This is a genomic window from Georhizobium sp. MAB10, from assembly GCF_045012825.1.
Classification (GTDB): Bacteria; Pseudomonadota; Alphaproteobacteria; order Rhizobiales; family Rhizobiaceae; genus Georhizobium; species Georhizobium profundi.
Map to the genome: position 1 here is coordinate 3,647,468 of NZ_CP118314.1, position 20,472 is coordinate 3,667,939.

At 64.4% G+C, this 20,472-nt stretch carries 19 protein-coding genes; 4 read left to right on the forward strand and 15 right to left on the reverse strand.

The annotated features are described in order from the left end of the window. Nucleotides 1-3: 3 nt before the first annotated feature. Both PU133_RS17475 and PU133_RS17480 read right to left on the reverse strand, forming a co-directional pair. The gene (locus tag PU133_RS17475; protein WP_404862725.1) at nucleotides 4-783 is read right to left on the reverse strand and encodes a metal ABC transporter ATP-binding protein; all 780 of its coding nucleotides are present in this window, start codon (nucleotides 781-783) and stop codon (nucleotides 4-6) included. A 21-nt stretch (nucleotides 784-804) separates the two neighbouring features. Then, a complete protein-coding gene (locus tag PU133_RS17480) occupies nucleotides 805-1,803 on the reverse strand; it encodes a metal ABC transporter solute-binding protein, Zn/Mn family (protein WP_404862726.1) in 999 nt (332 codons plus the stop codon). 150 nt (nucleotides 1,804-1,953) lie between these two features. Here PU133_RS17480 and mutL point away from each other — a divergent pair, with 150 nt between their 5' ends. Together mutL and PU133_RS17490 are read left to right on the forward strand one after the other, a co-directional pair. Further along, on the forward strand, nucleotides 1,954-3,789 hold the full coding sequence (mutL, locus tag PU133_RS17485) for a DNA mismatch repair endonuclease MutL (RefSeq protein ID WP_404862727.1): 1,836 nt from the start codon (nucleotides 1,954-1,956) through the stop codon (nucleotides 3,787-3,789). A gap of 143 nt (nucleotides 3,790-3,932) precedes the next feature. Next, nucleotides 3,933-4,154 (forward strand): DUF2093 domain-containing protein, encoded by a 222-nt coding sequence (locus PU133_RS17490; RefSeq protein ID WP_404862728.1) that lies wholly within the window; start codon nucleotides 3,933-3,935, stop codon nucleotides 4,152-4,154. A 16-nt stretch (nucleotides 4,155-4,170) separates the two neighbouring features. On the opposite strand, the gene lpxK is transcribed toward PU133_RS17490, so the two are convergent. From lpxK to PU133_RS17520, 6 genes are read right to left on the reverse strand one after another with little or no spacing between them, the layout of a single operon-like run. Further along, nucleotides 4,171-5,208, reverse strand: coding sequence for a tetraacyldisaccharide 4'-kinase (gene lpxK, locus PU133_RS17495; protein ID WP_404862729.1), 1,038 nt, complete (start codon nucleotides 5,206-5,208; stop codon nucleotides 4,171-4,173). A gap of 6 nt (nucleotides 5,209-5,214) precedes the next feature. After that, the gene (gene waaA, locus PU133_RS17500) at nucleotides 5,215-6,540 is read right to left on the reverse strand and encodes a lipid IV(A) 3-deoxy-D-manno-octulosonic acid transferase (protein WP_404862730.1); all 1,326 of its coding nucleotides are present in this window, start codon (nucleotides 6,538-6,540) and stop codon (nucleotides 5,215-5,217) included. Next, nucleotides 6,537-7,316 carry a lysophospholipid acyltransferase family protein gene (locus tag PU133_RS17505; protein WP_404862731.1) on the reverse strand — a complete coding sequence of 260 codons (780 nt, stop codon included), beginning with the start codon at nucleotides 7,314-7,316 and terminating at the stop codon, nucleotides 6,537-6,539. The genes waaA and PU133_RS17505 overlap by 4 nt, the downstream gene beginning before the upstream one ends. Before the next feature lie 10 nt (nucleotides 7,317-7,326). After that, the gene (locus PU133_RS17510) at nucleotides 7,327-7,587 is read right to left on the reverse strand and encodes a DUF4170 domain-containing protein (RefSeq protein WP_126011633.1); all 261 of its coding nucleotides are present in this window, start codon (nucleotides 7,585-7,587) and stop codon (nucleotides 7,327-7,329) included. Between the two features lie 60 nt (nucleotides 7,588-7,647). Next, the gene (locus PU133_RS17515) at nucleotides 7,648-8,478 is read right to left on the reverse strand and encodes a 3'(2'),5'-bisphosphate nucleotidase CysQ (protein WP_404862732.1); all 831 of its coding nucleotides are present in this window, start codon (nucleotides 8,476-8,478) and stop codon (nucleotides 7,648-7,650) included. Beyond that, a complete protein-coding gene (locus PU133_RS17520; protein ID WP_404862733.1) occupies nucleotides 8,465-9,802 on the reverse strand; it encodes a TldD/PmbA family protein in 1,338 nt (445 codons plus the stop codon). Before PU133_RS17520 ends, PU133_RS17515 begins: the two co-directional genes overlap by 14 nt. 193 nt (nucleotides 9,803-9,995) lie before the next feature. Between PU133_RS17520 and PU133_RS17525 the strand changes: the two genes are divergently transcribed. Then, a complete protein-coding gene (locus PU133_RS17525) occupies nucleotides 9,996-10,421 on the forward strand; it encodes a VOC family protein (protein WP_404862734.1) in 426 nt (141 codons plus the stop codon). 20 nt (nucleotides 10,422-10,441) lie between these two features. Here PU133_RS17525 and PU133_RS17530 read toward each other — a convergent pair whose 3' ends face one another. From PU133_RS17530 to PU133_RS17540, 3 genes are read right to left on the reverse strand one after another with little or no spacing between them, the layout of a single operon-like run. Continuing rightward, nucleotides 10,442-11,347: a patatin-like phospholipase family protein gene (locus PU133_RS17530; protein WP_245451361.1), complete on the reverse strand. Its 906-nt coding sequence runs from the start codon at nucleotides 11,345-11,347 to the stop codon at nucleotides 10,442-10,444. After that, nucleotides 11,344-11,916 carry a 16S rRNA (guanine(966)-N(2))-methyltransferase RsmD gene (rsmD, locus tag PU133_RS17535; RefSeq protein ID WP_126011639.1) on the reverse strand — a complete coding sequence of 191 codons (573 nt, stop codon included), beginning with the start codon at nucleotides 11,914-11,916 and terminating at the stop codon, nucleotides 11,344-11,346. The genes PU133_RS17530 and rsmD overlap by 4 nt, the downstream gene beginning before the upstream one ends. Beyond that, nucleotides 11,897-13,750 carry a pseudouridine synthase gene (locus PU133_RS17540; protein WP_404862735.1) on the reverse strand — a complete coding sequence of 618 codons (1,854 nt, stop codon included), beginning with the start codon at nucleotides 13,748-13,750 and terminating at the stop codon, nucleotides 11,897-11,899. Before PU133_RS17540 ends, rsmD begins: the two co-directional genes overlap by 20 nt. A 63-nt stretch (nucleotides 13,751-13,813) precedes the next feature. Between PU133_RS17540 and PU133_RS17545 the strand changes: the two genes are divergently transcribed. Continuing rightward, nucleotides 13,814-14,269 (forward strand): nucleoside deaminase, encoded by a 456-nt coding sequence (locus PU133_RS17545; protein ID WP_126011643.1) that lies wholly within the window; start codon nucleotides 13,814-13,816, stop codon nucleotides 14,267-14,269. Nucleotides 14,270-14,284: 15 nt separating this feature from the next. On the opposite strand, the gene PU133_RS17550 is transcribed toward PU133_RS17545, so the two are convergent. The 4 genes from PU133_RS17550 to PU133_RS17565 form a co-directional block, all read right to left on the reverse strand. Continuing rightward, on the reverse strand, nucleotides 14,285-14,914 hold the full coding sequence (locus PU133_RS17550; RefSeq protein ID WP_404862736.1) for a hypothetical protein: 630 nt from the start codon (nucleotides 14,912-14,914) through the stop codon (nucleotides 14,285-14,287). Between the two features lie 160 nt (nucleotides 14,915-15,074). After that, nucleotides 15,075-18,092 carry an isoleucine--tRNA ligase gene (gene ileS, locus PU133_RS17555; RefSeq protein ID WP_404864578.1) on the reverse strand — a complete coding sequence of 1,006 codons (3,018 nt, stop codon included), beginning with the start codon at nucleotides 18,090-18,092 and terminating at the stop codon, nucleotides 15,075-15,077. Nucleotides 18,093-18,374: 282 nt separating this feature from the next. Next, nucleotides 18,375-19,379, reverse strand: a complete 1,005-nt coding sequence (locus tag PU133_RS17560) for a bifunctional riboflavin kinase/FAD synthetase (RefSeq protein ID WP_404862737.1) — start codon at nucleotides 19,377-19,379, stop codon at nucleotides 18,375-18,377. A 10-nt stretch (nucleotides 19,380-19,389) separates the two neighbouring features. Beyond that, nucleotides 19,390-20,238, reverse strand: a complete 849-nt coding sequence (locus tag PU133_RS17565; protein ID WP_404862738.1) for a TIGR01459 family HAD-type hydrolase — start codon at nucleotides 20,236-20,238, stop codon at nucleotides 19,390-19,392. Between the last annotated feature and the right edge of the window lie 234 nt (nucleotides 20,239-20,472).

Below are 20,472 nucleotides of genomic sequence, written 5' to 3' on the forward strand. Positions count from 1 at the left end.
GTCTCACGCCTCGACCTTGGCGCCAGGTACCGGAGCCGGCAGGCCAGCTCCGACGAGGCGCCCGCCATAGGCATCGGCGAGCTTTTGCTCGGTGAAGGTGTCCGCCACCGTGCCGTTGGCAACGGTTCGCACATTCATGATCAGGACATCGTCGTAATAATCGCGCACCGTCGAAAGATCGTGGTGAACCGTGATGATTGCCGAGCCTTCGCCGGCCAGCTTCTTCAGAAGCGTCACGATGGTGCGCTCCGTCGCGGCATCGACGCCTGCCAGCGGCTCGTCGAGGATCAGGAGATCGGCCTTCTGGGCGAGCGCACGGGCGATGAACACGCGTTGCTGCTGGCCGCCCGACAGCTGTCCGATCTGGCGATCGGCCAAGGGCTCCAGATCAACCTCGCGCAGACAATCGCGCGCCTGGTCCCTGTGCTTTTTCGCGGCGAAGCGGAATGGGCCGAGTTCGCAGTAAAGACCCATCATCACCACATCGATGACCGAGGCCGGAAAATCCCAATCGACACTTGCGCGTTGGGGCACATAGGCGACGCGATTGCGGGCAGCCGCCAGCGGCAGGCCGAAAAACTCCACCTTTCCGGTGATCAGGGGCACCATACCCATGGCGGCCTTCAAAAGCGTGGACTTGCCGGCGCCGTTCGGGCCGATCACCGCACTCATCCGGCCCTGGTGGAACACGGCATCGACGGCGGAAAGAGCCGGCTTGTCGCCATAGGCGACCGAAAGACCGGAGATCGACAAAGCCGGCGGTTGATCGACGCGGTTCAGCATGGCGTTCGGTCCGGCCTCTTCTCAGCTTTCGCCCAGCTGGCCGGCCATTCCGCCAGCGGGAGCGTTGCCGCCCAGGCTGCGCGTAATGGTGGTCACATTGGCGTCGATCATTCCGATATAGGTGCCGGCATAGGTTCCGGCAGGACCCATGGCATCGGAATAGAGCCGACCTCCGATGGTGACTTCCTGGCCGCGGGCAGCCGCACCCTCTATCAGCGCGCGCACGTTGCGTTCCGACACGGATGTTTCGACGAAGATCGCGTTGATATCGTGCTCGACGATGAGGAAGACCAATTGATCGACCTGCCGCAGGCCCGCCTCGCTCTCGGTCGACAAACCCTGGATGCCCAGCACTTCGAAGCCATACGCGCGACCGAAATAGCTGAAGGCGTCATGCGCGGTGATCAGCATGCGCTTGTCTTCGGGCACGGTGGCAAGGCTGGCTTGGGCGTAAGCCTCCAGTTCGGCCAGATCGGCGAGGCTTTGCTCGGCATTGGCCTGGTAAATCTCCGCACCTTCGGGGTCGAGTTCAATGAGCGCATCACGGGCACCTTCGACCACATAGCGCCAGAGCGAAGGATCCATCCAGATATGGGGATCATAGCGGTCGGCGTAATCGGCGTTGGCGATGCGCTTTTCGACGGGCACGTTTTCGCCGAGCGCGAAGACCGGTCGATGCCGGGACAGTTGCTCAAGAAATTCCTCAAGCTGTGCCTCGAGATAGAGCCCGTTCCAGAAGACGGCGTCTGCGCGGGCCATGGCGGCCACATCCGCCTGGGTCTGGCGGTAGAGATGCGGATCGACCCCCTCACCCATCAGCGTCTGGACGTCGGCGCGATCGCCGGCGACGGAACGAACGGCATCTCCGATCATCGACACCGTGGCGACGACCTGGAGCTTCTCGCGATCAGCGCCCTGGGCATTGGCGCCTGGAGACAGCGCGAGGATCGCCACCGCGACCATCGCGCAGAATTGGAGCAGCCCTCTGGATACAAGTGTCACGCGGGAAGCACCCGACATGTCGCCACCTTCAATTGCAACTCATTCTCATTTTAAGGTAGGAGCTCAACCCGTCGCTGTCAATTGCGAATGATTTGCAATAGCGATGATCGGGCGGGATAGCTGCCTGTCTGATCTTCCGCCACGCAGGCGAATCCGCGAGAATATGCCATGGCCATCCACCAACTATCCGAAACGCTGATCAACCAGATCGCCGCCGGCGAAGTCGTCGAGCGTCCGGCCAGCGTGGTGAAAGAGCTGGTCGAGAATGCGGTCGATGCCGGCGCGACCCGTATCGAGATCGCGACGTCAGGCGGCGGCAAGACGCTGATCCGCGTGACCGACAATGGCTCCGGCATGACGCCGGACGATCTGGCGCTGGCCGTGCGCCGGCATTGCACCTCGAAGATCACGGACGATCTCCTGGACATCCGCACGCTCGGCTTTCGCGGCGAGGCCCTGCCCTCCATCGGCTCGGTCGCGAGGCTGAAGATCACGAGCCGGATGGCCGATTCCGACATGGGTCACGAGATCGTCGTCGAGGGCGGGCGCCACTGCGAAGCTCGGCCCGCCGCCGCAAACCGCGGGACCATCGTGGAAGTGCGCGACCTCTTCTTCGCGACACCGGCGCGGCTGAAGTTCATGAAGTCCGAGCGCGCCGAAGCGAGCGCTATCACCGAAATCGTTCGCCGCATGGCGCTCGCTTTCCCGCATGTGCGCTTCCTCTTGAGCGGCACTGACCGGACCACGCTCGATTTTCCCGCGACCGGCGAAGACCGGCTAGCGCGCATCGCGCAAATCCTGGGCAAGGATTTCACCGAAAACGCCATTGCGCTCGACGCCTGGCGCGAAGGCGTGGAACTGACCGGCCATGCCGGCGTGCCGACGTTCAACCGCGGCAACGCGCTGCACCAATATGCCTTCGTGAACGGACGCCCCGTGCAGGACCGGCTGCTCGCATCGGCGCTGCGCGGCGCCTATGCCGAAACCGTCCCGCGAGGCCGTCATCCGGTTGCGGTGCTGTCGATCGCGCTCGATCCGGCGCTCGTCGACGTCAATGTTCATCCGGCGAAGTCCGATGTGCGCTTCCGCGATCCGGGACTCGTGCGCGGACTGATCGTCGGCGCCATCCGCGAAGCGCTTGCCATGGAAGGCGACCGCGCCTCCACCGTCGCGGCACGCTCGATGGCAGCCTCTTTCTCAATGGGTGCGCGTTCGACAAACGGGCATTCCGGCGCCTACGCCTATCGACCGGCGGCGCCCGCAGTGGCCGGCTATGATGTCGCGAACTCGCCTTATCGGCCGCTCGACAGCGCGCCGTCCCAGGGGTTTTCCGAGGGCGAGCAAGCGCCTTTCGACACCATTTCCATGCCTTCCGCGCGGCCATCGGCACCCATGCCGGCTGCACTCAATGGGGCGGACCATCGGCTTGGCGCGGCGCGGGCGCAGGTGCATGCCAATTACATCGTATCGCAGACCGCCGATGGCCTTGTCATTGTCGACCAGCATGCCGCGCATGAACGGCTGGTCTTCGAGGCCTTCCGCAAGACGCTGCTTGCCGGCGACCAACCACTGGCTTCCCAGGGCCTGCTCATTCCCGAGATCGTCGACCTTCCCGAAGAGGATTGCGACCGGTTGATCCAGCATGCCGACGAACTGGCGAAGCTCGGCCTCGGCATCGAGCGCTTCGGGCCGGGGGCGATCGCCATTCGTGAAACGCCGGCGATGCTTGGCGAGATCGATGCCGTGGCGCTGGTCCGTGACCTCGCGGACGAGATGGCGGAGTGGGACGACGCCAGCGGTCTTGCCGCACGTCTCGATCATGTGGCGGCGACGATGGCCTGCTATGGCTCGGTCAGATCCGGCCGCGTCCTGCGGCCCGAGGAGATGAACGCGTTGCTCCGGCAGATGGAAGCGACGCCAGGATCTGGCCAGTGCAACCACGGCCGGCCGACCTATATCGAACTTAAGCTCGCCGACATCGAGCGGCTGTTCGGGCGAAGCTGAAGCGTTTCCAGGACCGCCGGAGCAAGGAGCCGACCATCGCAAGGGGCGCAAGACCGGGACGCGGGCAAAGGACGGTTGTGCGCCGCTCCTCGGGCTTGCTATATCCCGTCATCGACAGGTCGAAAGCAGGAAGCCAGAACGTGATGAACCGCTTCGAGGGCGCGGGCGCCAGGCCCGCAAAGCTGCGCTATCTCGATGGCGACTTTCAGGTCGTCGTGCCCGGCACCTATGTGCTGTGCGCCATCACGGGCCAGCAGATTCCGATCGACGAGCTGAAATACTGGAGCGTCGCGCGCCAGGAACCCTATGTGGACGTCATCGCGTCCGTCGAAGCCGAAAAGCGGGCCGGCACCCTGCCCGCCTGATCCGGCCATTGGCTTTTTAGCCGAACGGCGCCGACAGCCGCTTGTCCTTGAATGTCGCGATCGCCTTTTCCACGATGGATGTGGGGATGCTCGGCTGATCGAACACCATGTCGATCAGAAGCGCGTCGGTTTTGGCCAGAAGCTCTTCGGCGAGACCATGGTGGCCCTTGAGCCGCGTCACGTCCTTTTCCGTCGCCACCAGTTGCAGATCATCCTTGTCGGCGTCCGCGATCAGGTCGCGCATCTCTTCGTCGGTGAAAGGGTGGTGATCGCCGAAGGAGCGCTTGCGCACGATCTCGGCCCCAGCCTCTTCCAGCGAGCGGAAAAAGCGATGCGGATCGCCGATGCCGGCATAGGCAAAAACGCGCTGGCTGCTGAACCGGCCCGGATCGCGCGGAACGATGCGCGCCTGATGGATCGGCTTGCCCGCACGTGATGCACGCCGCACCATGTCGGAGGCGGCAGCACCGGAGCCGACCGTCAGGAGCGCGGTGGCATGGCGCAGCTGATCGATCACGGGCGCCCGCACGGGGCCGGCCGGGATGACATGGCCATTGCCGAGGCCGCGGCCTGCATCGATCACCAGCAGCGCATAGTCGTTTTCGATCTGCGCGCTTTGAAAGCCGTCATCCATGATGATCATGTCGACACCGCTTGCGATCAGCATCTCGGCGCCGCGGCGGCGGTCTCGCGAAATCACGGTCGGCGCGTGCGTTGCGAGAAGCATCGGCTCGTCACCGACATCCTTGGCGCGGTGATGGTGCGGATCGACCAGAACCGGGCCGTCCATCGAGCCGCCGTAGCCACGCGACAGGATGCCGGGCTTGCGCCCCTTGGCGACGGCCGCCTTCGCCAGCGCCATGGCCGTCGGCGTCTTGCCCGCACCGCCCACGGTGAAATTGCCGACGCAGATGACGGGGACGGGCAGCCGCAGACGCTGGCGGCGGTCCATGATGCGCCTCGCGATCGAGCCATAGGCCCAGGCGACCGGAGCGAGGCCCTTGGCGCGCCAATCCGCGTCATTCCACCAGAAGGGAGGTGCCTCGCTGACCATGGTCCGTCACTCCTCTTGTCGTTCCATCTCGTAGGTCTGCAGCCGCGCCTTGACCGCAAGCGGGCTGATATAGGGTTCCAGCGCGCGGATCGTGAGCGCCAGCGCACCGCGCATGTCATGGACCGTGCGCTGGCCGGCCTTGATCATGTCCTGGCGGACCTTGTCGTTGGTCAAAAGATAGTGCACGGCCTTGGACAGCATCTCACCATCGCGCACGATGCGCCCGCCACCGTTCTTCAGAAGCTTCTGATAGGTCTCGCGGAAATTCTGCACGTTGCGACCGGAAAGCACGGCCGCGCCGAGCATGGCGGGTTCGAGCGGGTTCTGCCCGCCTTCGCCGGTCAAGGAACGGCCGACGAACACGACCTCCGTCAGGCGGAGATAGAGCCCCATCTCGCCGATCGTGTCGCCGAGGAACACGTCCGTCGTCGCGTCGATAACATCGCCCCTCGACCGGCGCGCCACCTTGAGGCCGCGTTGAACCAGCATCGCCTCCACCGCGTCGCCGCGTTCCGGGTGCCGCGGGACGATGATCGTCAACGCGTTGACGTGAGGACGCACGAACTCATGGGCATCGGCGGCGAGCGCCTCCTCGCCGTCAAATGTCGAGATCGCCGCCCAGGTCGCCCGATCGCCGACCTGCGCCTGAACCTCGGCCAGTTCATCGGGATCATAGGGCGGGGCGTTCGTATCGACCTTCAGATTGCCCGAGATTGTGACAGGCCTGGCGCCGAGCTGGCGGAAGCGTTCGGCATCGATGTCGGTGCGCGCGATCACGTGGGAGAAGTGCTCGAACAGCGCTTCGGCGAGCGAACTGCGGCGCTTCCAGCGCTCAAAAGATTTGTCGGACAACCGACCATTGACCAGGATCTGCGGGATCCGGCGCGCGCCAAGCTCCAGGATCGTCATCGGCCAGATCTCGGACTCGGCGAAGATCGCCACGTCCGGTCGCCAGTGATCGAGGAACCGGCGGATGGCCGGGCGCAGGTCGAGCGGCACATATTGGTGATGAATCGCCGGATCGAGCCGGTCGCGCGCGATGGTCGCAGACGTGACCGTGCCTGTCGTCAAGACGATGGAGATGCCGCGTTCGGCGACCGCTTCGATGAGCGGAATGACCGCCATCGTTTCGCCGACGCTCGCCGCATGGAACCAGACGAGCGGACCTTCCGGCCGCGGCGCACTCGCGTAACCGTAACGCTCCCGGCGGCGCGAACGCTCTTCCTTGCCGCGCGCGGCACGCATGGAGATATAGCCGCCGATGAAGGGATAAACGGCTGCACCGGCAAGGCGATAGCCGGTCAGCACGACACGTGCCCAGCCTCCGCTCATCTGCCTGCCTCCGCCGCTTCGTACGCCGCCGCCGTCACCCGGTTCAATTCGGCCGTCACTTTCTGGCGCGCGGCCTCCAACTCGTCCGGACCTGCATCCGGCCCCACATGGATGGGCGCACCGATTCGCAGACAACGCCGTCCGAACGGCAGATTTATGGTCATCTTGTCCCAAGCCTTCTCGACCACATGATAGCGGCTCGTTGCCAGCGCCAGCGGAACGATCGGCCGGCCGCTGACCTTGGCGAGCCGCACGACGCCCTCGCCCGCTTGGCGCGGCGCGCCCTTCGAGATATCGGCGATCATCACCACGTGCCGCCCTCGCCGCAGCGCGTTGCGCAGCGCGATCAAGGCCTGTGCTCCGCCCTTGCGGCTTGCTGCTTCGCGCTCGCGTCCGCCTGAACCGCGCACCACTTCATTACCAGCCAGCAGGATCACACGCGCGTTGATTTCGGCATCGACGCTGCGGGAAACGAGGCTCGCGACCTTCTCGTTTTCAGGACGCGTGAACTGCACGAGCGATTGCTGTCCGTGCCAAAGTGCGATGATCAGCGGACCGTCGCTTTTTGCGATCGTCGCGAGATCTTCGGACGACGCCACGGGACGGTTGGTTTTGTAGATCAACCACAAGACGCCGTGCAGAACGCGCGCGGCGACCGCCTGGAAAACCGGCGAGGACAGGATCCGGCGACCGAGCCTTCGTTCAGGCGGCGTTACCCGCCTGCCGTTTCCGGAGGAGACGGCAGGGTCCACGCGCTGATTGTCGGGAACCGGCAAGGTAACGGCTTCAGATCGTCGATTTGACCGCGGTGACGATATCGGTCTCCGGATCGAGCAGCCTGTGCATGTGCACGATGAAATAGCGCATGTGGGCGTTGTCGACCGTCAGCTGTGCCTTCGACTTCCAGGCAGCCAGCGCCGACTGGTAGTCGGGGAAGATGCCGACGATGTCGAGCTTGTCGAGATCGCGGAACTTCACTTCCTTCAACGTGGCGAGTTCGCCGCCGAAAACCAGGTGGAGAAGCTGTTTCTGTCCTGCTTCAGACATTGGGCGGTTCCTTCGATAGATCGGAAATCCAAAGCGGTTTCGAACAATTCGCGGTAAAGGTCAATGCTCGGCGGCCGGGGCGTGGAGTGCAGCCACAGCATGCGCAAGGCCCGGCATCAGCGCTGCCTGACCTGCGACGAGGATGCCATGGTCGGTCTCGGCGCGGTTATAGGCGATCGTTTCGGCCGAAAGCGTCATCACCTGACCACCGACACGCGACAGAATGAGATCGGCCGCAGCGATATCCCAATCACGCGCCTTGGCGCTGACGAGCGTCGCGTCGAGCCGGCCATCTGCCACCATGGCCAGACGATAAGCGAGCGAGGGGATGTGCGGCATGCGCGATACGTTGCGCCCGAGGCGCTCGGACAGGCCCTCGACCAGCGGCTTGGGCGCAGCGAACCGCAAGGGTTGGGTTGCATCCACTGTAGTGCCGACCATCACCTGACCGTTCTTGCGCGCCTGGCCCGCCTGCGATGCGGAGTAGGTCTCCGCCAGCGCCGGTGCGACCAGAACGCCGGCCACCGGGGTGCCGTCGGACACGATCGCAATGGAGACGCACCAGGTGTCCATGCCTTCGATGAAAGCGCGTGTCCCATCGATCGGGTCGACGACGAAAACGTTGCGATGCGTCAGTCGATCGGCGGCATCCACCGTTTCTTCCGACAACCAGCCATAGTCGGGTCGTGCTCCAAGCAGCGCGTCCTTCAGGAAGCTGTCCACCGCCATGTCTGCGGCCGAGACCGGCGAGGTTCCGCCGTTCTTGTACCAGACGTCCGGCGCATTGCGGAAATGGCGCATGGCGATGCGTCCCGCCTCCTCGGCCGCACCGAAGATCAGGTCGAGATCAGCCGTCCAGGTGGCGGCGTTGCGGGCATCATCGGCCGGCAAGCGTCATTCCTTCGATTGCGATCGTGGGAGCTGCGGTTCCGAACTTGCGGTCTATGTCATTGGCGGGCGCCAACCGCATGAACATGTCCTTCAGGTTCGAGGCGATGGTGACCTCCGCGACCGGATAGGCGATCTCGCCATTCTCGATCCAGAAGCCGCTGGCGCCGCGGCTGTATTCGCCGGTCAGCATGTCGACGCCGTGGCCGATGAGTTCGGTGACGTAGAAGCCGGTGCCGATCTGGCGGATCATGTCTTCCGGCGACATGCCTCCTGGCTCCAGCGCAAGGTTTGTGGAGCCAGGGTTGACGATGCTGCCGCTGCGCACGCCGCGCCCGTTGGTCTTGAGGCCCAGTTCGCGTGCCGTCGAGCTGGAGAGAAACCAGTTTGCCAGCACGCCATCGTCGATCATCGTCATCCGTTGACCACGCACGCCCTCGCCGTCGAATGGCTGCGACGCAGGACCACGATGGATTAGTGGATCGTCCGTGATCACGGTACCGGCCTTCATGACCTGCTGGCCCATCTTGTCGCGCAGGAAGCTCGTCTTGCGCGCGACGGATGCGCCATTGATGGCGCTCGCCACATGACCAACGAAGCCTCGTGCCACACGCGGATCGAAGACGACGGTTATGTTGCGACCGGTCTCGGCCTGGCGCGGTCCCACGCGGCGAACAGTCCGCTCGCCCGCCCGCTTCCCGATGGTCGCGGGGCTATCGAGTTCTGCGGCGAAGAGCCGGCTGTCGAAATCGTAATCGCGCTCCATCTTCGTGCCTTCGCCGGCAATGACGCTGACGGAGCGGCCGAAGCGCGTCGCCATGAAGGACCCCGAGAACCCGTGCGAGGTGACGAGCACCATGCCGCCCATGCCGGCCGATGCGCCGGCGCCGGACGAGTTGCTGACGCCGTCAACGGCGAGTGCTGCCGCCTCTGCGGCCAAGGCCGCTTCGGTCAGTTCACTCGCAGAGATTTCCGTTGGATCGAAGCGGTCGAGATCGAGGATCTCATGGGCGAGGCTTTCAGGATCGGCGAGGCCCGCAAAGGCATCTTCGGGCGACACGCGGGCCATGGCAACCGCGCGCTCGGCAAGTTCTGCCAGATCCGCACCGGGGCCTGCCGAGACGCTCGCGACCTTCTTGCCGACGAAGACCCGGAGCGAGAAATCGTCGCTTTCGGCAGCGTTCGTGCCTTCAACCTTGCCCAGCCTCACCGACACCGACTTTGAACGTCCGCGCGCCACGACCGCGTCTGCCGCATCCGCACCGGCGCTCTTGGCCAGTTCGACCAGCCTTGCGGCTTCTCTTTCCAGCGCGCTGGTATCGATCATCGGAACTCCTGAAGCGTTGTACGATCCCGGCAGCTTGTGTGCGGCAGGACTTGGCGGGCGGAAATGGCGGTACGGCGAACCGCCTCTCTCATGTATTGCGCCTGCTGCAACGCATCAAGGCGCCAGCTCCCTGTTCAACGCGCCGCGAACCGCATAGACAGGCCGTCGGTTTTTCATCTCGAGGAGAGCATTCATGGCCGGGCCCTTTCATCTTGCCTTTCCGATCCGCGACATCGAAGAGACGCGCAGCTTCTATCGCGACGTGCTTGGCTGCGCGATCGGCCGCGAATCGGAAACCTGGATCGATTTCGATCTTTTCGGCCATCAAATGTCGGGCCATGTGCGTCCGTCGGCGCGCGACGCCGGCGCCGAAGGCAATGGCACGGTCGATGGCAAGGCCGTGCCGATCCCGCATTTCGGCGCCGTACTGGCGATGGACGAATGGCGGGCGCTGGCTGAAAGACTGAAGGGTGCGGATGGGATCGACTGGATCCTGGAGCCGCAGATCCGCTTCGAAGGCCAGCCGGGAGAACAGGCGACGCTCTTCATTCGTGACCCGTCGGGCAACGCGCTCGAATTCAAGGGCTTTGCCGACATGGACGCCGTGTTTGCCGCCTGAGGCGATCAGGCCTGCCGCAATCAATGGCCGCGGCGGGCCTTCGCATGGCTCTCGAAAGCCTCGTCGAGAGCAAATTTCAGCTGATCGCGCACCGGCGCCGAAGCGGCCAGGATCTCCGCGACCCGGGGGAAATCGAGCACACGGAACCGGCTGACATCAGGCCGCAGGAAGATATCCGGCGGGCAAGCCTTCAGTTTCATCGAGATGATCGACTGCATCATCAGCTGGTTTGCACCGAAAATCGCGTCGACACGCGACGGGATACGGGTTTCGTTGCCGCAAGGGCCACCCGTGACATCGATGGCAATGACGATGTCGGCAAGACCCAGCAGATGATCGTAGGGCACAGGATTGTAGATGCCGCCATCGATCAGCACGCGTCCGCCGCGTACGACCGGGCGAAAGACGGCGGGAATGGCAGCTGAGGCACCGATGGCATTGTAGAGATCACCGGTGTCGCAGATCCGCTCGCACTGGGCATAGTAGTCGGTAACAACGATCTTGGTCGGTATCTGCAGGTCGGCGAAATCCTGCGGGATCGCCTGCGGCAGGAAGCCATGGAGAATGCGCTCGATGTCGAACTGGCCGAACTGGCCACGCTTGCGGCGAAACATTTCGGCGATCGTCTGCGGGCGCATCTTCCACAGGCGGCTTGCCACTTCCGACCAGTTACCGACGGTGGCGAGCGCAAATTCGCTGATTTCGCGGCCACGCATACCGGCTGCCATGGCCGAACCAATGATCGCGCCGATCGATGCTCCGGAAATTGCGACCGGCTGAATGTCCAGGTCGTTCAGGGCCTGCACGACATGGATGTGCGCAATCCCACGCGCGCCACCACCGCCAAACGCGACGGCAACCGTCGGCTCGGAGGTCCGACGCCGCATGTCAAGCGTCATCGCTGATGGCTCGTTGACGATGCTCATGATCCGTTTCGTCCCGGCTCGTAACGATAGAAATGGATGCTCGTTTCTCCGAATACACGGGATTCAAGAGGAAAAAATGAACGAGCCAATTCGGGGCTCTGATCGGACCGTTCCTCGAGCAGCACGAGCGCACCGTCGGCGATCCATCCGTCCGCCGCCGCGCCGTTCAACGCGGCCTCCCCGAGCCCCTTGCCGTAGGGCGGATCGGCGAAGATGAAGCTGTAAGGCTCGAGGTTCCGGCAGGCGCCGAGCGCCGTGGCGTTGCGCCTGAAAATCTTGGTGCGGCCCATCAGGCCGAAGGCCTCGATGTTGGCCTGGATCAGGGCGCGGCCCTCGACCGATTGCTCCACGAAGATTGCTGATGACGCCCCGCGCGATAGGGCTTCGAGCCCGACGGCGCCGGTGCCTGCGAAGAGTTCCAGCACGCGCGCGCCTTCGACCGCGCCCGGATAGGCGTGGGCGAGAATGTTGAACAGGCTTTCACGGGTCCGGTCGCTGGTCGGGCGAATGGCGTCGGTACGGGGCGCCTTCAGTGCCCGGCCGCCGAATTCACCGCCGACGATCCGCATTGCCAGGTCCTTTCGATCCGCCCGCACCGCGTGGGCCACCACCCGGCTTGCCATCTCTCGGCTTGCCGCCCGGTCTCGTACCGCCCGGCTTGCCGTCTCTGGGCTTGCCATCTCGTGCTTTGTTGACGCTCGCAGGTCTGCCGCCCGAAGGACGGCCACCAGCACCCGGCTTCTCCCCGAAGCTGCGACCAGCCCCTGCCGGCTTGCCTGGACCACCTGCAGGACGCGGACCACGCCCGGCTGGTTTTTCCGATGCACTGCCCGGTGCGCTGCGCCCCTGACTTCTCGGCCGGCCTTCGCCGGTCGATGGCGATCGGCTGTCTTCCGTACGGGCGCCTGCGCCTCTCGCGCCAGGGCCTCTGGCAGCGCCCGATCCTTCCGGACGATCGGCACGGCGCGGGCGTTCGTCCCTGCGCGGACGTTCGCCATCGCGCGGCGCATCGCTTCGTGCGCGATCGGATCCGGCGAATGCGGGCTTTGCGCCTCGCGTGGGGCGCGCATTCGCATCGCCGCTTTCGCGACGGGGGCGAGCGCCTGCCCGATCTCCACGCGACTCCCGCTTGGCGTCGCGCTCGGCCTGGCGGCGATCGGCATCTTCCTTCTCTGCGGCGCGCTTCGGGCCCATCGGTCGCGCACCGGGCGCGATCCAGACATTGCTCGATCGACGCACCTGCGGCGTCACCGGCTTGCGCGGCCCATCCTTGCCGCCAGCGTCCTTGCCACGGGGACCATCCTTGCTGCGGGGCCCGTCTTTCCCACGGGGCCCATCTTTACTGCGGGAAGCGTCCCTGCTCCGCGATTCGTCCTTGCTCCAGGCGGGCGCCTCGCGCTTGGTGTCGAGACGGCCACGCAGTCGCTCGTTCCGTTCCACCGGCTTTTCGCCGAAGGGCTTCGGCTTCGCGCCTGCTTTCTGCCTGCTGTCGTCGGCTTCATCGGCACCATCGGTCTGGTGCACAATGGGTGCATCAAAATCCGCACCGGCTTCTTCGATGAGGCGCGGTCCAAGCTGATCGCGCAGCATGCGCCCGCGCACTTCCACGACCTGGCCTTCCGGCAGATCCTGCAACTGGAACGGGCCATAGGAGATGCGGATCAGGCGGTTGACATCGAGGCCGAGCGCGCCGAGCACGTTCTTGATCTCGCGATTTTTGCCCTCGCGCAGCCCCATCGTGATCCAGACATTGGCCCCCTGCTGGCGGTCGAGCGTCGCCTCGATCCCGCCGTAGAGCACGCCTTCCACGGCGATCCCGTCTTTCAGCGTGTCGAGCTTTTCCTGACTGATGTCGCCATGGGCGCGCACGCGGTAGCGGCGCAGCCAGCCGGTCGTCGGCAACTCCAGAACGCGGGCAAGACCGCCGTCATTGGTGAGCAGCAGCAGGCCTTCGGTGTTGATGTCGAGACGCCCGATGGACATGACCCGCGGCAGCGCCTTCGGGAGCCGTTCGAAAACGGTCGGACGGCCTTCCGGATCGCGATTGGTCGTCACGAGGCCGGCCGGCTTGTGGTAGAGCCAAAGCCGCGTGCGCTCGATGCCGTTGACGGCTTCGCCATCGACTTCGATCGCATCGGCGAAGGTGGCGTTGATCGCCGGCGTGTCGAGGACCTTGCCGTTCAGCCGAACGCGCCCCTCGGCAATCATGCGCTCCACATCACGCCGCGAGGCGATGCCGGCGCGGGCGAGAAGCTTGGAGATGCGCTCGGGTTCGGCAGGCGCAGTCGCTGCGCCCGTTTCGGCCACGCTTGCCGCTGCGGGCTTGGCTTTCCTGTCGCGAACCGGCGGCTTTGAACGGGGGGCCGCGCCGCCCTTGCCCTTGGGTTTGTCTTTGAAGCTCATTGTGAGATTTGCCTTTTGTCGGGCGCTTTCCTATCAGGTTGCCCGATCTGGATTAAGAGAAAAATGGCTGGACAAGAGCGCCCGACATTCATGGACCACGCGCTGGCCGCTGCGGAAGCGGCCGGTCAGCGTGGCGAAGTGCCGGTCGGTGCCGTTATCGTGCATGAAGGCACCATCGTCGCTCAGGAGGGCAATCGCACGCGAGAGTTGCGCGACGTGACGGCCCATGCCGAGATTGCCGCCATTCGCGCCGCTGCCCGTGTCCTCGACAGCGAACGGCTTTCAGACTGCGATCTCTACGTGACGCTCGAGCCTTGCGCCATGTGCGCAGCGGCGATTTCCTTCGCGCGCATCAGACGGCTCTATTTCGGCGCTTCAGATCCGAAAGGGGGCGCCGTGATCAGTGGCGGCCGCTTCTTCGACCAGCCGACCTGCCACCACGCTCCGGACGTTTATGCCGGGATCGGCGAAGCCAGCGCCGCACGCATTCTCAAGGAGTTCTTCGCGCTTAAGCGATAGCTTGCGGAACTCCGATCAGAACGGCAGCCACCGCTGCCGCAGGGACTGACCGCGCTGCGCTTCCTGCAGACGCCGGCGCTCCTTCGTCCGCTCCGATTCGCCCATGTCGCCCACGGGGGCGGTTGCGATCGGCTGGCGATATTCGAGTGGCGGCTCAGACAGGAAGTTGCGCGTTGTGGGATCGGCAGAGCGCGCGATCTCCTGGCGGGCGCGGTAATCAGCCTGCGCTTCTGCACCTGACAAGCCACTTGGAAGCCCAACGGGACCGCCCACGGGGCCACGGCGAGGATTGGGCGCCTCGCGCCCACGACCGCCGCCGACTTCGCGCTGGGCGAGCGGAGAACTGAAGCTGCCGGTACCGCCCGAAAGATCGGCTTCGGCCCGCAGACGCGCGCGGGTTTCCTCGGGCGATTCCGGCCAAGCCTGGGTCCGCGACAGGGCCGTCTGCGGTGCCGGCAGCGCCGACGTGTCGGTCGGCCGCACCAGATCAGGCCTCGGCTGATAGGCGATATCGCCGCCCTGCTGGGGACGAATGGACGCAACGTCGCCGATATCGTTGAGAAACTGCGTGGTCGCATCCGTGCCGGTGCCGTAGGTCGGGCTGCCGAGACAGCCCGAAAGCGCCATGGCCACACCGCCCAGCATCGCGGCCCTCATGGCCAATCGCACATGCATTCCCATTGTCATCAGGATCTTTCCCCGCCTTATCGGCCGTGAAACTCAAAGCTCGCCCATGCGTCAAGAATCCGACCATTTCCGGGCACGGTCATAGCGAATAGTTAATGCTTGAGCAATCCGACCGCCCCTAGAGGCGGCCGAGTTGTGCCAGTTCCTTCAGCGCCGCCGCATCGCGCGCCGACACATCCGGATAGGCAGGATCGGAACCGACATCGTCGGTGATGCGCCAGGAGCGCGCGCATTTGCGCCCGCTGGCCTCGCGCGGCACGACCGCGACGCTTGCCACATCATCCAGTCGGAATGCGCCGTCCGGTCCCTCACCTGCAACGAGTTCGATGCCTGACGTGATGCAGATCTCGGAGAAATCGAGGCCGTCGAGCGCGTTCAAGAGCGCGGGCTCGTCGACATAGACGACCGGTGCGGCTTCGAGCGACGAGCCGATGCGCTTTTCGCGGCGCTCCACTTCCAGCGCGCCGGTGACGACACGACGGACGGTGCGGATCTTCTTCCACTTGGCGGCAAGCACCTCGTTCTCCCAGTCGACGGCAAGCCGCGGGAACTGCTCCAGGTGAACCGATGTCTTGGACGGATCGCGCGACAGCCACGCCTCTTCCATCGTGAAGGGCAGCATCGGCGCCATCCAGGTCACCAGGCAATCGAAGATCTGCCGGATGACATGCAGCGATGCCTTGCGGCGAATGCTCGACGGCGCGTCGCAATAGAGCGCGTCCTTGCGGATGTCGAAATAGAAGGCCGACAGTTCCACATTGGCGAAATCGATCAGGGCGCGTGAGATGCGCTTGAAATCGAAATCGTCGTAGCCCTTGCGCACCACGCGATCGAGCTCCGTCAGCCGGTGCAGCATCAGCCGCTCCAGTTCGGGCATGTCGTGCAGCGCGACATCCTCGCCCTTATCATGGGCGAGCGTGCCGAGCATCCAGCGAATGGAATTGCGCAGCTTGCGGTAGGCATCGATGTTGGTCTGGATGATCGCCTTTCCGAGACGCTGGTCCTCGCCGTAATCCGTGGTCATCACCCAAAGCCGGAGAATATCGGCGCCCGACTGGCTCATCACCTCTTGCGGGGTGACGGTGTTGCCCTTCGACTTCGACATCTTCTCGCCCTTCTCGTCCATGGTGAAACCATGGGTGACGACGGTGTCGTAGGGGGCGCGACCACGCGTGGCGCAGCTTTCGAGCAGCGAGGAATGGAACCAGCCACGGTGCTGGTCGGAGCCTTCAAGATAGACGTCGGCCGGCCATTTCAGGTCCGGGCGATCCTCGAGCGTGAAGCTGTGGGTCGATCCGGAATCGAACCACACGTCGAGAATATCTTTCACGAGGTGCCAGCGGTCATGATCGTGATCGTTGCCGAGGAAGCGTTCCTTGGCGCCTTCGGCGAACCAGGCGTCGGCGCCTTCCGCCTCGAAGGCTTCGAGGATGCGGGCGTTGACCTCATCGTCGACGAGAATTTCGCCCTGGTCGTCGGCGAAGATCGCGATCGGTACGCCCCACGCGCGCTGACGGGACAGGACCCAGTCCGGACGATCCTCGATCATGGCGCGCAGGCGGTTCTGGCCGGCACCCGGTACGAAGCGGGTCTGGTCAATGGCGGTGACGGCGCGGGTGCGCAGCGTCGAACCATCCTCGAACGCCTTGTCCATATGCACGAACCATTGCGGCGTGTTGCGGAAGATCACCGGCTTCTTGGAGCGCCAGGAATGCGGATAGGTGTGCTTGAGCCGGCCGCGCGCAAAGAGGTTGTTGGCGGAAATCAGCGCCTCGATAACACGCTTGTTGGCATCGCCCTTCTTGCCCTTGTCGTCGATGACGCGGGCCGCGCCGCCTTCCGCTTCAGGCCCGAAGCCCGGTGCGTCAACCGTGTAGAAGCCGCCATCGTCGACGGTAAACGGGATCTTTGAGGAGATGCCGCGCGCTTCGAGTGCACGGGCGTGGTCCATCCACACGTCAAAGTCTTCGCGGCCATGGCCGGGCGCGGTGTGCACAAAGCCCGTACCCGCATCGTCGGTGACGTGATCGCCGGCAAGAAGCGGCACGGCGAATTCATAACCACCGCCGAAGCCCTTGAGCGGATGTGCACAGACCGTGCCCTCGAGCTCGGCGGCGGAGACCGGGCGCAGCTTGCTCAGGGTGATCTTCGCCTTGGCGGCGCAATCTTCGGCCAGCGTTTCGGCGAACACGACCTTGTCGCCAGGCTGCGGTCCGAAATCGTTCTCGGCTGCCGCCACTTCGTAAAGCGCATAGGCGACGCGCGACGAATAGGAGATCGCCCGGTTGCCGGGCATGGTCCAGGGCGTGGTGGTCCAGATGACGATTGCAGCGCCCGGAAGATCCGACGAATCCGACGCGCGGTCGGCAATCTCGGCCTCGGACGGACCCTTCAGATGACCGTCAGCGCCGACATCGACCGCGGTGCGGGCCGGTGCCGCGGCCTGCATGATCGGAAACTTCACCCAGACCGTGTCGCTTTCGTAATCCTGATACTCAACTTCCGCTTCCGCCAGTGCGGTGCGCTCGACGACCGACCACATGATCGGCTTGGAGCCTCGGTAGAGCTGGCCCGACTTCGCGATCTTCATCAGTTCGCCGGCGATGCGCGCCTCGGCGTGGAAGTTCATCGTCGTGTAGGGCTGATCGAAATCGCCCTCGATGCCGAGGCGCTTGAACTCTTCCGTCTGAACCGTGATCCAGTGGGCGGCGAAGTCGCGGCATTCCTGGCGGAACTCGTTGACCGGCACCTTTTCCTTGTCGAGGCCCTTGGCGCGGTACTGCTCCTCGATCTTCCATTCGATCGGCAGGCCGTGGCAGTCCCAGCCGGGCACGTAGTTGGCATCGCGGCCGCGCATCTGAAACGAACGCGTGATCACGTCCTTCAGGATCTTGTTCAGTGCATGGCCGATATGGATGTTGCCGTTGGCATAGGGCGGGCCGTCATGGAGTACGAATTTGTCCCGCCCTGCGCCCGCTTCGCGAAGCTTGCGGTAAAGCTGCATCTCCTGCCAGCGCTTTACGAGTTCAGGCTCCTTCTGGGGAAGGCCCGCACGCATGGGAAATTCGGTCTGCGGCAGATAGAGCGTCGTGGAATAGTCCATCGCTTCTGCGCTAGTCGTCGCCTGGTCGTTCATGATGTCCGCTTTTCGTGCGTTGCCGGTCGCCTGGATCCGGCTGTCCGTCTTTCGATCGAGACTGGGAAGATCGACGCCTGCCGCCATGGTGAAGGGTGCTTCCCTTCAGGCAGAGACGCATGCCGCGCTACCCGGCCCTTCGGCGCTTCGCTTTTCAAGCGTGCGCGCGAAAAGCCGGGCCCGTAATTCGCAGTAAACAGTGCGCATTATCGCTCGACATGGCGCCGCTTCTATCAAGCGACGCCCAGCGAATAAAGCGCTTTCTGAAAGAGGGTTACCGGCTCAGAAATTCAAAGCGTCGTCGATGATCCCGAGCGGCCGCACCGATGAAAGAAGCGCCCGCGCCTCTTCCTCGTCGCGGCGCATCTGCACGACCAGTTCGTCGAGACCGTCGAATTTCAATTCCGGACGGAGATAGCCGAACAGGGTCACCGAGCAGGTCTCGCCATAGAGATCGCCCGAGAAATCGAAAACGTAGGTTTCCAGCAGCGGCTCGCCCGTCGACGTGACCGTTGGCCGGTACCCGTAGCTTGCAACGCCATCGTAGAGCGTCCCGTCGGCTCGCCTGAACCGCACCGCATATATGCCGGGCGCAAGCGTCGCCTCTGGCGGCAAGGCCATGTTGGCGGTCGGATAGCCGAGCGTGCGGCCAAGCTGCTTCCCGCCGATGACCGTTCCCTGCACCTGGAACCGGTAGCCGAGCAGGCCTGCAGCCAATGTCACGTCGCCTTCGGCCAAAGCGGACCGGATGCGGCTTGATGAAACGACGTCGCCGTTTTCATCCGCGAAGGCCTCGACGAGCGTGACGCCAAAGCCAGCCTTGTCGCCGGCGCTCGCGAGAAAGGCTGGCCCGCCCTGGCGGCCCTTGCCGAAATGGAAGTCGTGACCGGTCACCACATGGCGAGCACCGAGTTGATCCACGAGGATTGTCTCGACGAATTCCTGCGCCGTTTGTGCTGCGAAGTCCTTGTCGAATGCGCATTCCACCACGCCGTCGCAGCCGGCGAGTTCCAGCAGCTTCGCGCGCAGCGGCGATGGCGTCAGCCGAAACACCGGCTCTGCCGGCTTGAAGAAACTGCGGGGATGCGGCTCGAAGGTCAGCACGATGGTCGCGCAACCCAGTTCGGCGCCCTTTTGGAGCGCTTCGCACAGCACCGCCTGATGACCCCGATGAACGCCATCGAAATTACCGATCGCAACCACCGCGCCATGCAGCGCGGATGCGCCGGGCTCGCCCGGCCGCAGCACCGCCGTGACGAAGGCTCGTTCGTGACCGCTCCGGTTCATCCGCCCCACCTCATCCGAGCGCGGGCATCCAGTAGTGCGGTCGTGCGGAATTGTCTTCCAGGAATGAAGCGAGCCGGACCGCATCGATACGCCCGGCCTCGGCGTAGTCGCGCGCATGGATGCCGTTGGCGATATAGAGCAGGTCGAGGCCGTAATCCTGGGCGCCCTTCACATCGGTCGGCAGGCCATCGCCGATGGCGATCGCGCGGGGCGCGGCCACATCGGGCTTCAGTTCCGAAACGAATGCCAGCGCGGCATCGTACATGGCGGGATAAGGCTTGCCGGTGATGCGCGTCTCGCCGCCCATCTCGGAGTAGACGGCTGCGAGCGCTCCCGCACAGAGAACGAGCCTGTCGCCGCGTTCCACGATGAGGTCCGGATTGGCGCAGATGAACGGAACGTCGCGCTCTACCCATGGCGCAAACATGTCGCGATAGTCGTCGGGCTTGTCATTCTCGTCGTCATAGGGGCCGGTGCAGACCACGGCCTGCGCCTCGTCCTTGTCGACGACTTCTACACCGAGGCCCTCGAGCAGCGTCAGGTCGCGATCGAGGCCGAGAAAAAAGACCTTCTTCGGACCGGCTTCGATGAGCTTTCGCGTGACATCGCCGGACGTTACGATGCGATCATAGGCGCCCCGCGGCACGCCGATGCCGTCCAGCTGCAGGATGACTTCCTTGTGCGGGCGCGGCGAGTTGGTGATCAGTACGACCGAAAGCCCGTCCGCGCGCGCCCGGCTGAGTGCCTCGCAGGCATCAGGCCATGCCACGACGCCATTGTGCAGCACGCCCCACACATCCGACAAAACCGCATCATAGCCCTGATGCAGGCTCGCGAGATTTTCGATTTGCTGAACCATAGGGGCGATGATGCTCCGCAATGTGAACTCTGAGAAACGATGGGCTCGCGGGTGACATCGCGCAGACTGCACGGGAAAACAAGGGGGATCGGGGACGTGAAGTTCATACGTCGTGCCTCGGCAAATGCCTTGACAGTCTGTCGAGCCACGCCTATCTCCGCCCCCAGTTAGCACTCCCCGAGTGTGAGTGCTAACTCCCCAGCGCGGCCTCGCATGGGCTGCGCAATCTCATGT

Coding starts and splice junctions, on each gene's coding strand:
- PU133_RS17530 (WP_245451361.1), bottom strand. CDS start 11,347: ATGAGCATCGTCAACGAGCCATCAGCGATGACGCTTGACATGCGGCGT.
- PU133_RS17550 (WP_404862736.1), bottom strand. CDS start 14,914: ATGCTGGGCGGTGTGGCCATGGCGCTTTCGGGCTGTCTCGGCAGCCCG.
- PU133_RS17520 (WP_404862733.1), bottom strand. CDS start 9,802: ATGATCGATACCAGCGCGCTGGAAAGAGAAGCCGCAAGGCTGGTCGAA.
- waaA (WP_404862730.1), bottom strand. CDS start 6,540: ATGAGCGGAGGCTGGGCACGTGTCGTGCTGACCGGCTATCGCCTTGCC.
- rsmD (WP_126011639.1), bottom strand. CDS start 11,916: ATGCGGATCGTCGGCGGTGAATTCGGCGGCCGGGCACTGAAGGCGCCC.
- lpxK (WP_404862729.1), bottom strand. CDS start 5,208: ATGGTCAGCGAGGCACCTCCCTTCTGGTGGAATGACGCGGATTGGCGC.
- PU133_RS17510 (WP_126011633.1), bottom strand. CDS start 7,587: ATGTCTGAAGCAGGACAGAAACAGCTTCTCCACCTGGTTTTCGGCGGC.
- PU133_RS17565 (WP_404862738.1), bottom strand. CDS start 20,238: ATGGTTCAGCAAATCGAAAATCTCGCGAGCCTGCATCAGGGCTATGAT.
- PU133_RS17540 (WP_404862735.1), bottom strand. CDS start 13,750: ATGAGCTTCAAAGACAAACCCAAGGGCAAGGGCGGCGCGGCCCCCCGT.
- PU133_RS17560 (WP_404862737.1), bottom strand. CDS start 19,379: ATGAACCGGAGCGGTCACGAACGAGCCTTCGTCACGGCGGTGCTGCGG.
- ileS (WP_404864578.1), bottom strand. CDS start 18,092: ATGAACGACCAGGCGACGACTAGCGCAGAAGCGATGGACTATTCCACG.
- PU133_RS17525 (WP_404862734.1), top strand. CDS start 9,996: ATGGCCGGGCCCTTTCATCTTGCCTTTCCGATCCGCGACATCGAAGAG.
- PU133_RS17475 (WP_404862725.1), bottom strand. CDS start 783: ATGCTGAACCGCGTCGATCAACCGCCGGCTTTGTCGATCTCCGGTCTT.
- mutL (WP_404862727.1), top strand. CDS start 1,954: ATGGCCATCCACCAACTATCCGAAACGCTGATCAACCAGATCGCCGCC.
- PU133_RS17490 (WP_404862728.1), top strand. CDS start 3,933: ATGAACCGCTTCGAGGGCGCGGGCGCCAGGCCCGCAAAGCTGCGCTAT.
- PU133_RS17480 (WP_404862726.1), bottom strand. CDS start 1,803: ATGTCGGGTGCTTCCCGCGTGACACTTGTATCCAGAGGGCTGCTCCAA.
- PU133_RS17545 (WP_126011643.1), top strand. CDS start 13,814: ATGGCTGGACAAGAGCGCCCGACATTCATGGACCACGCGCTGGCCGCT.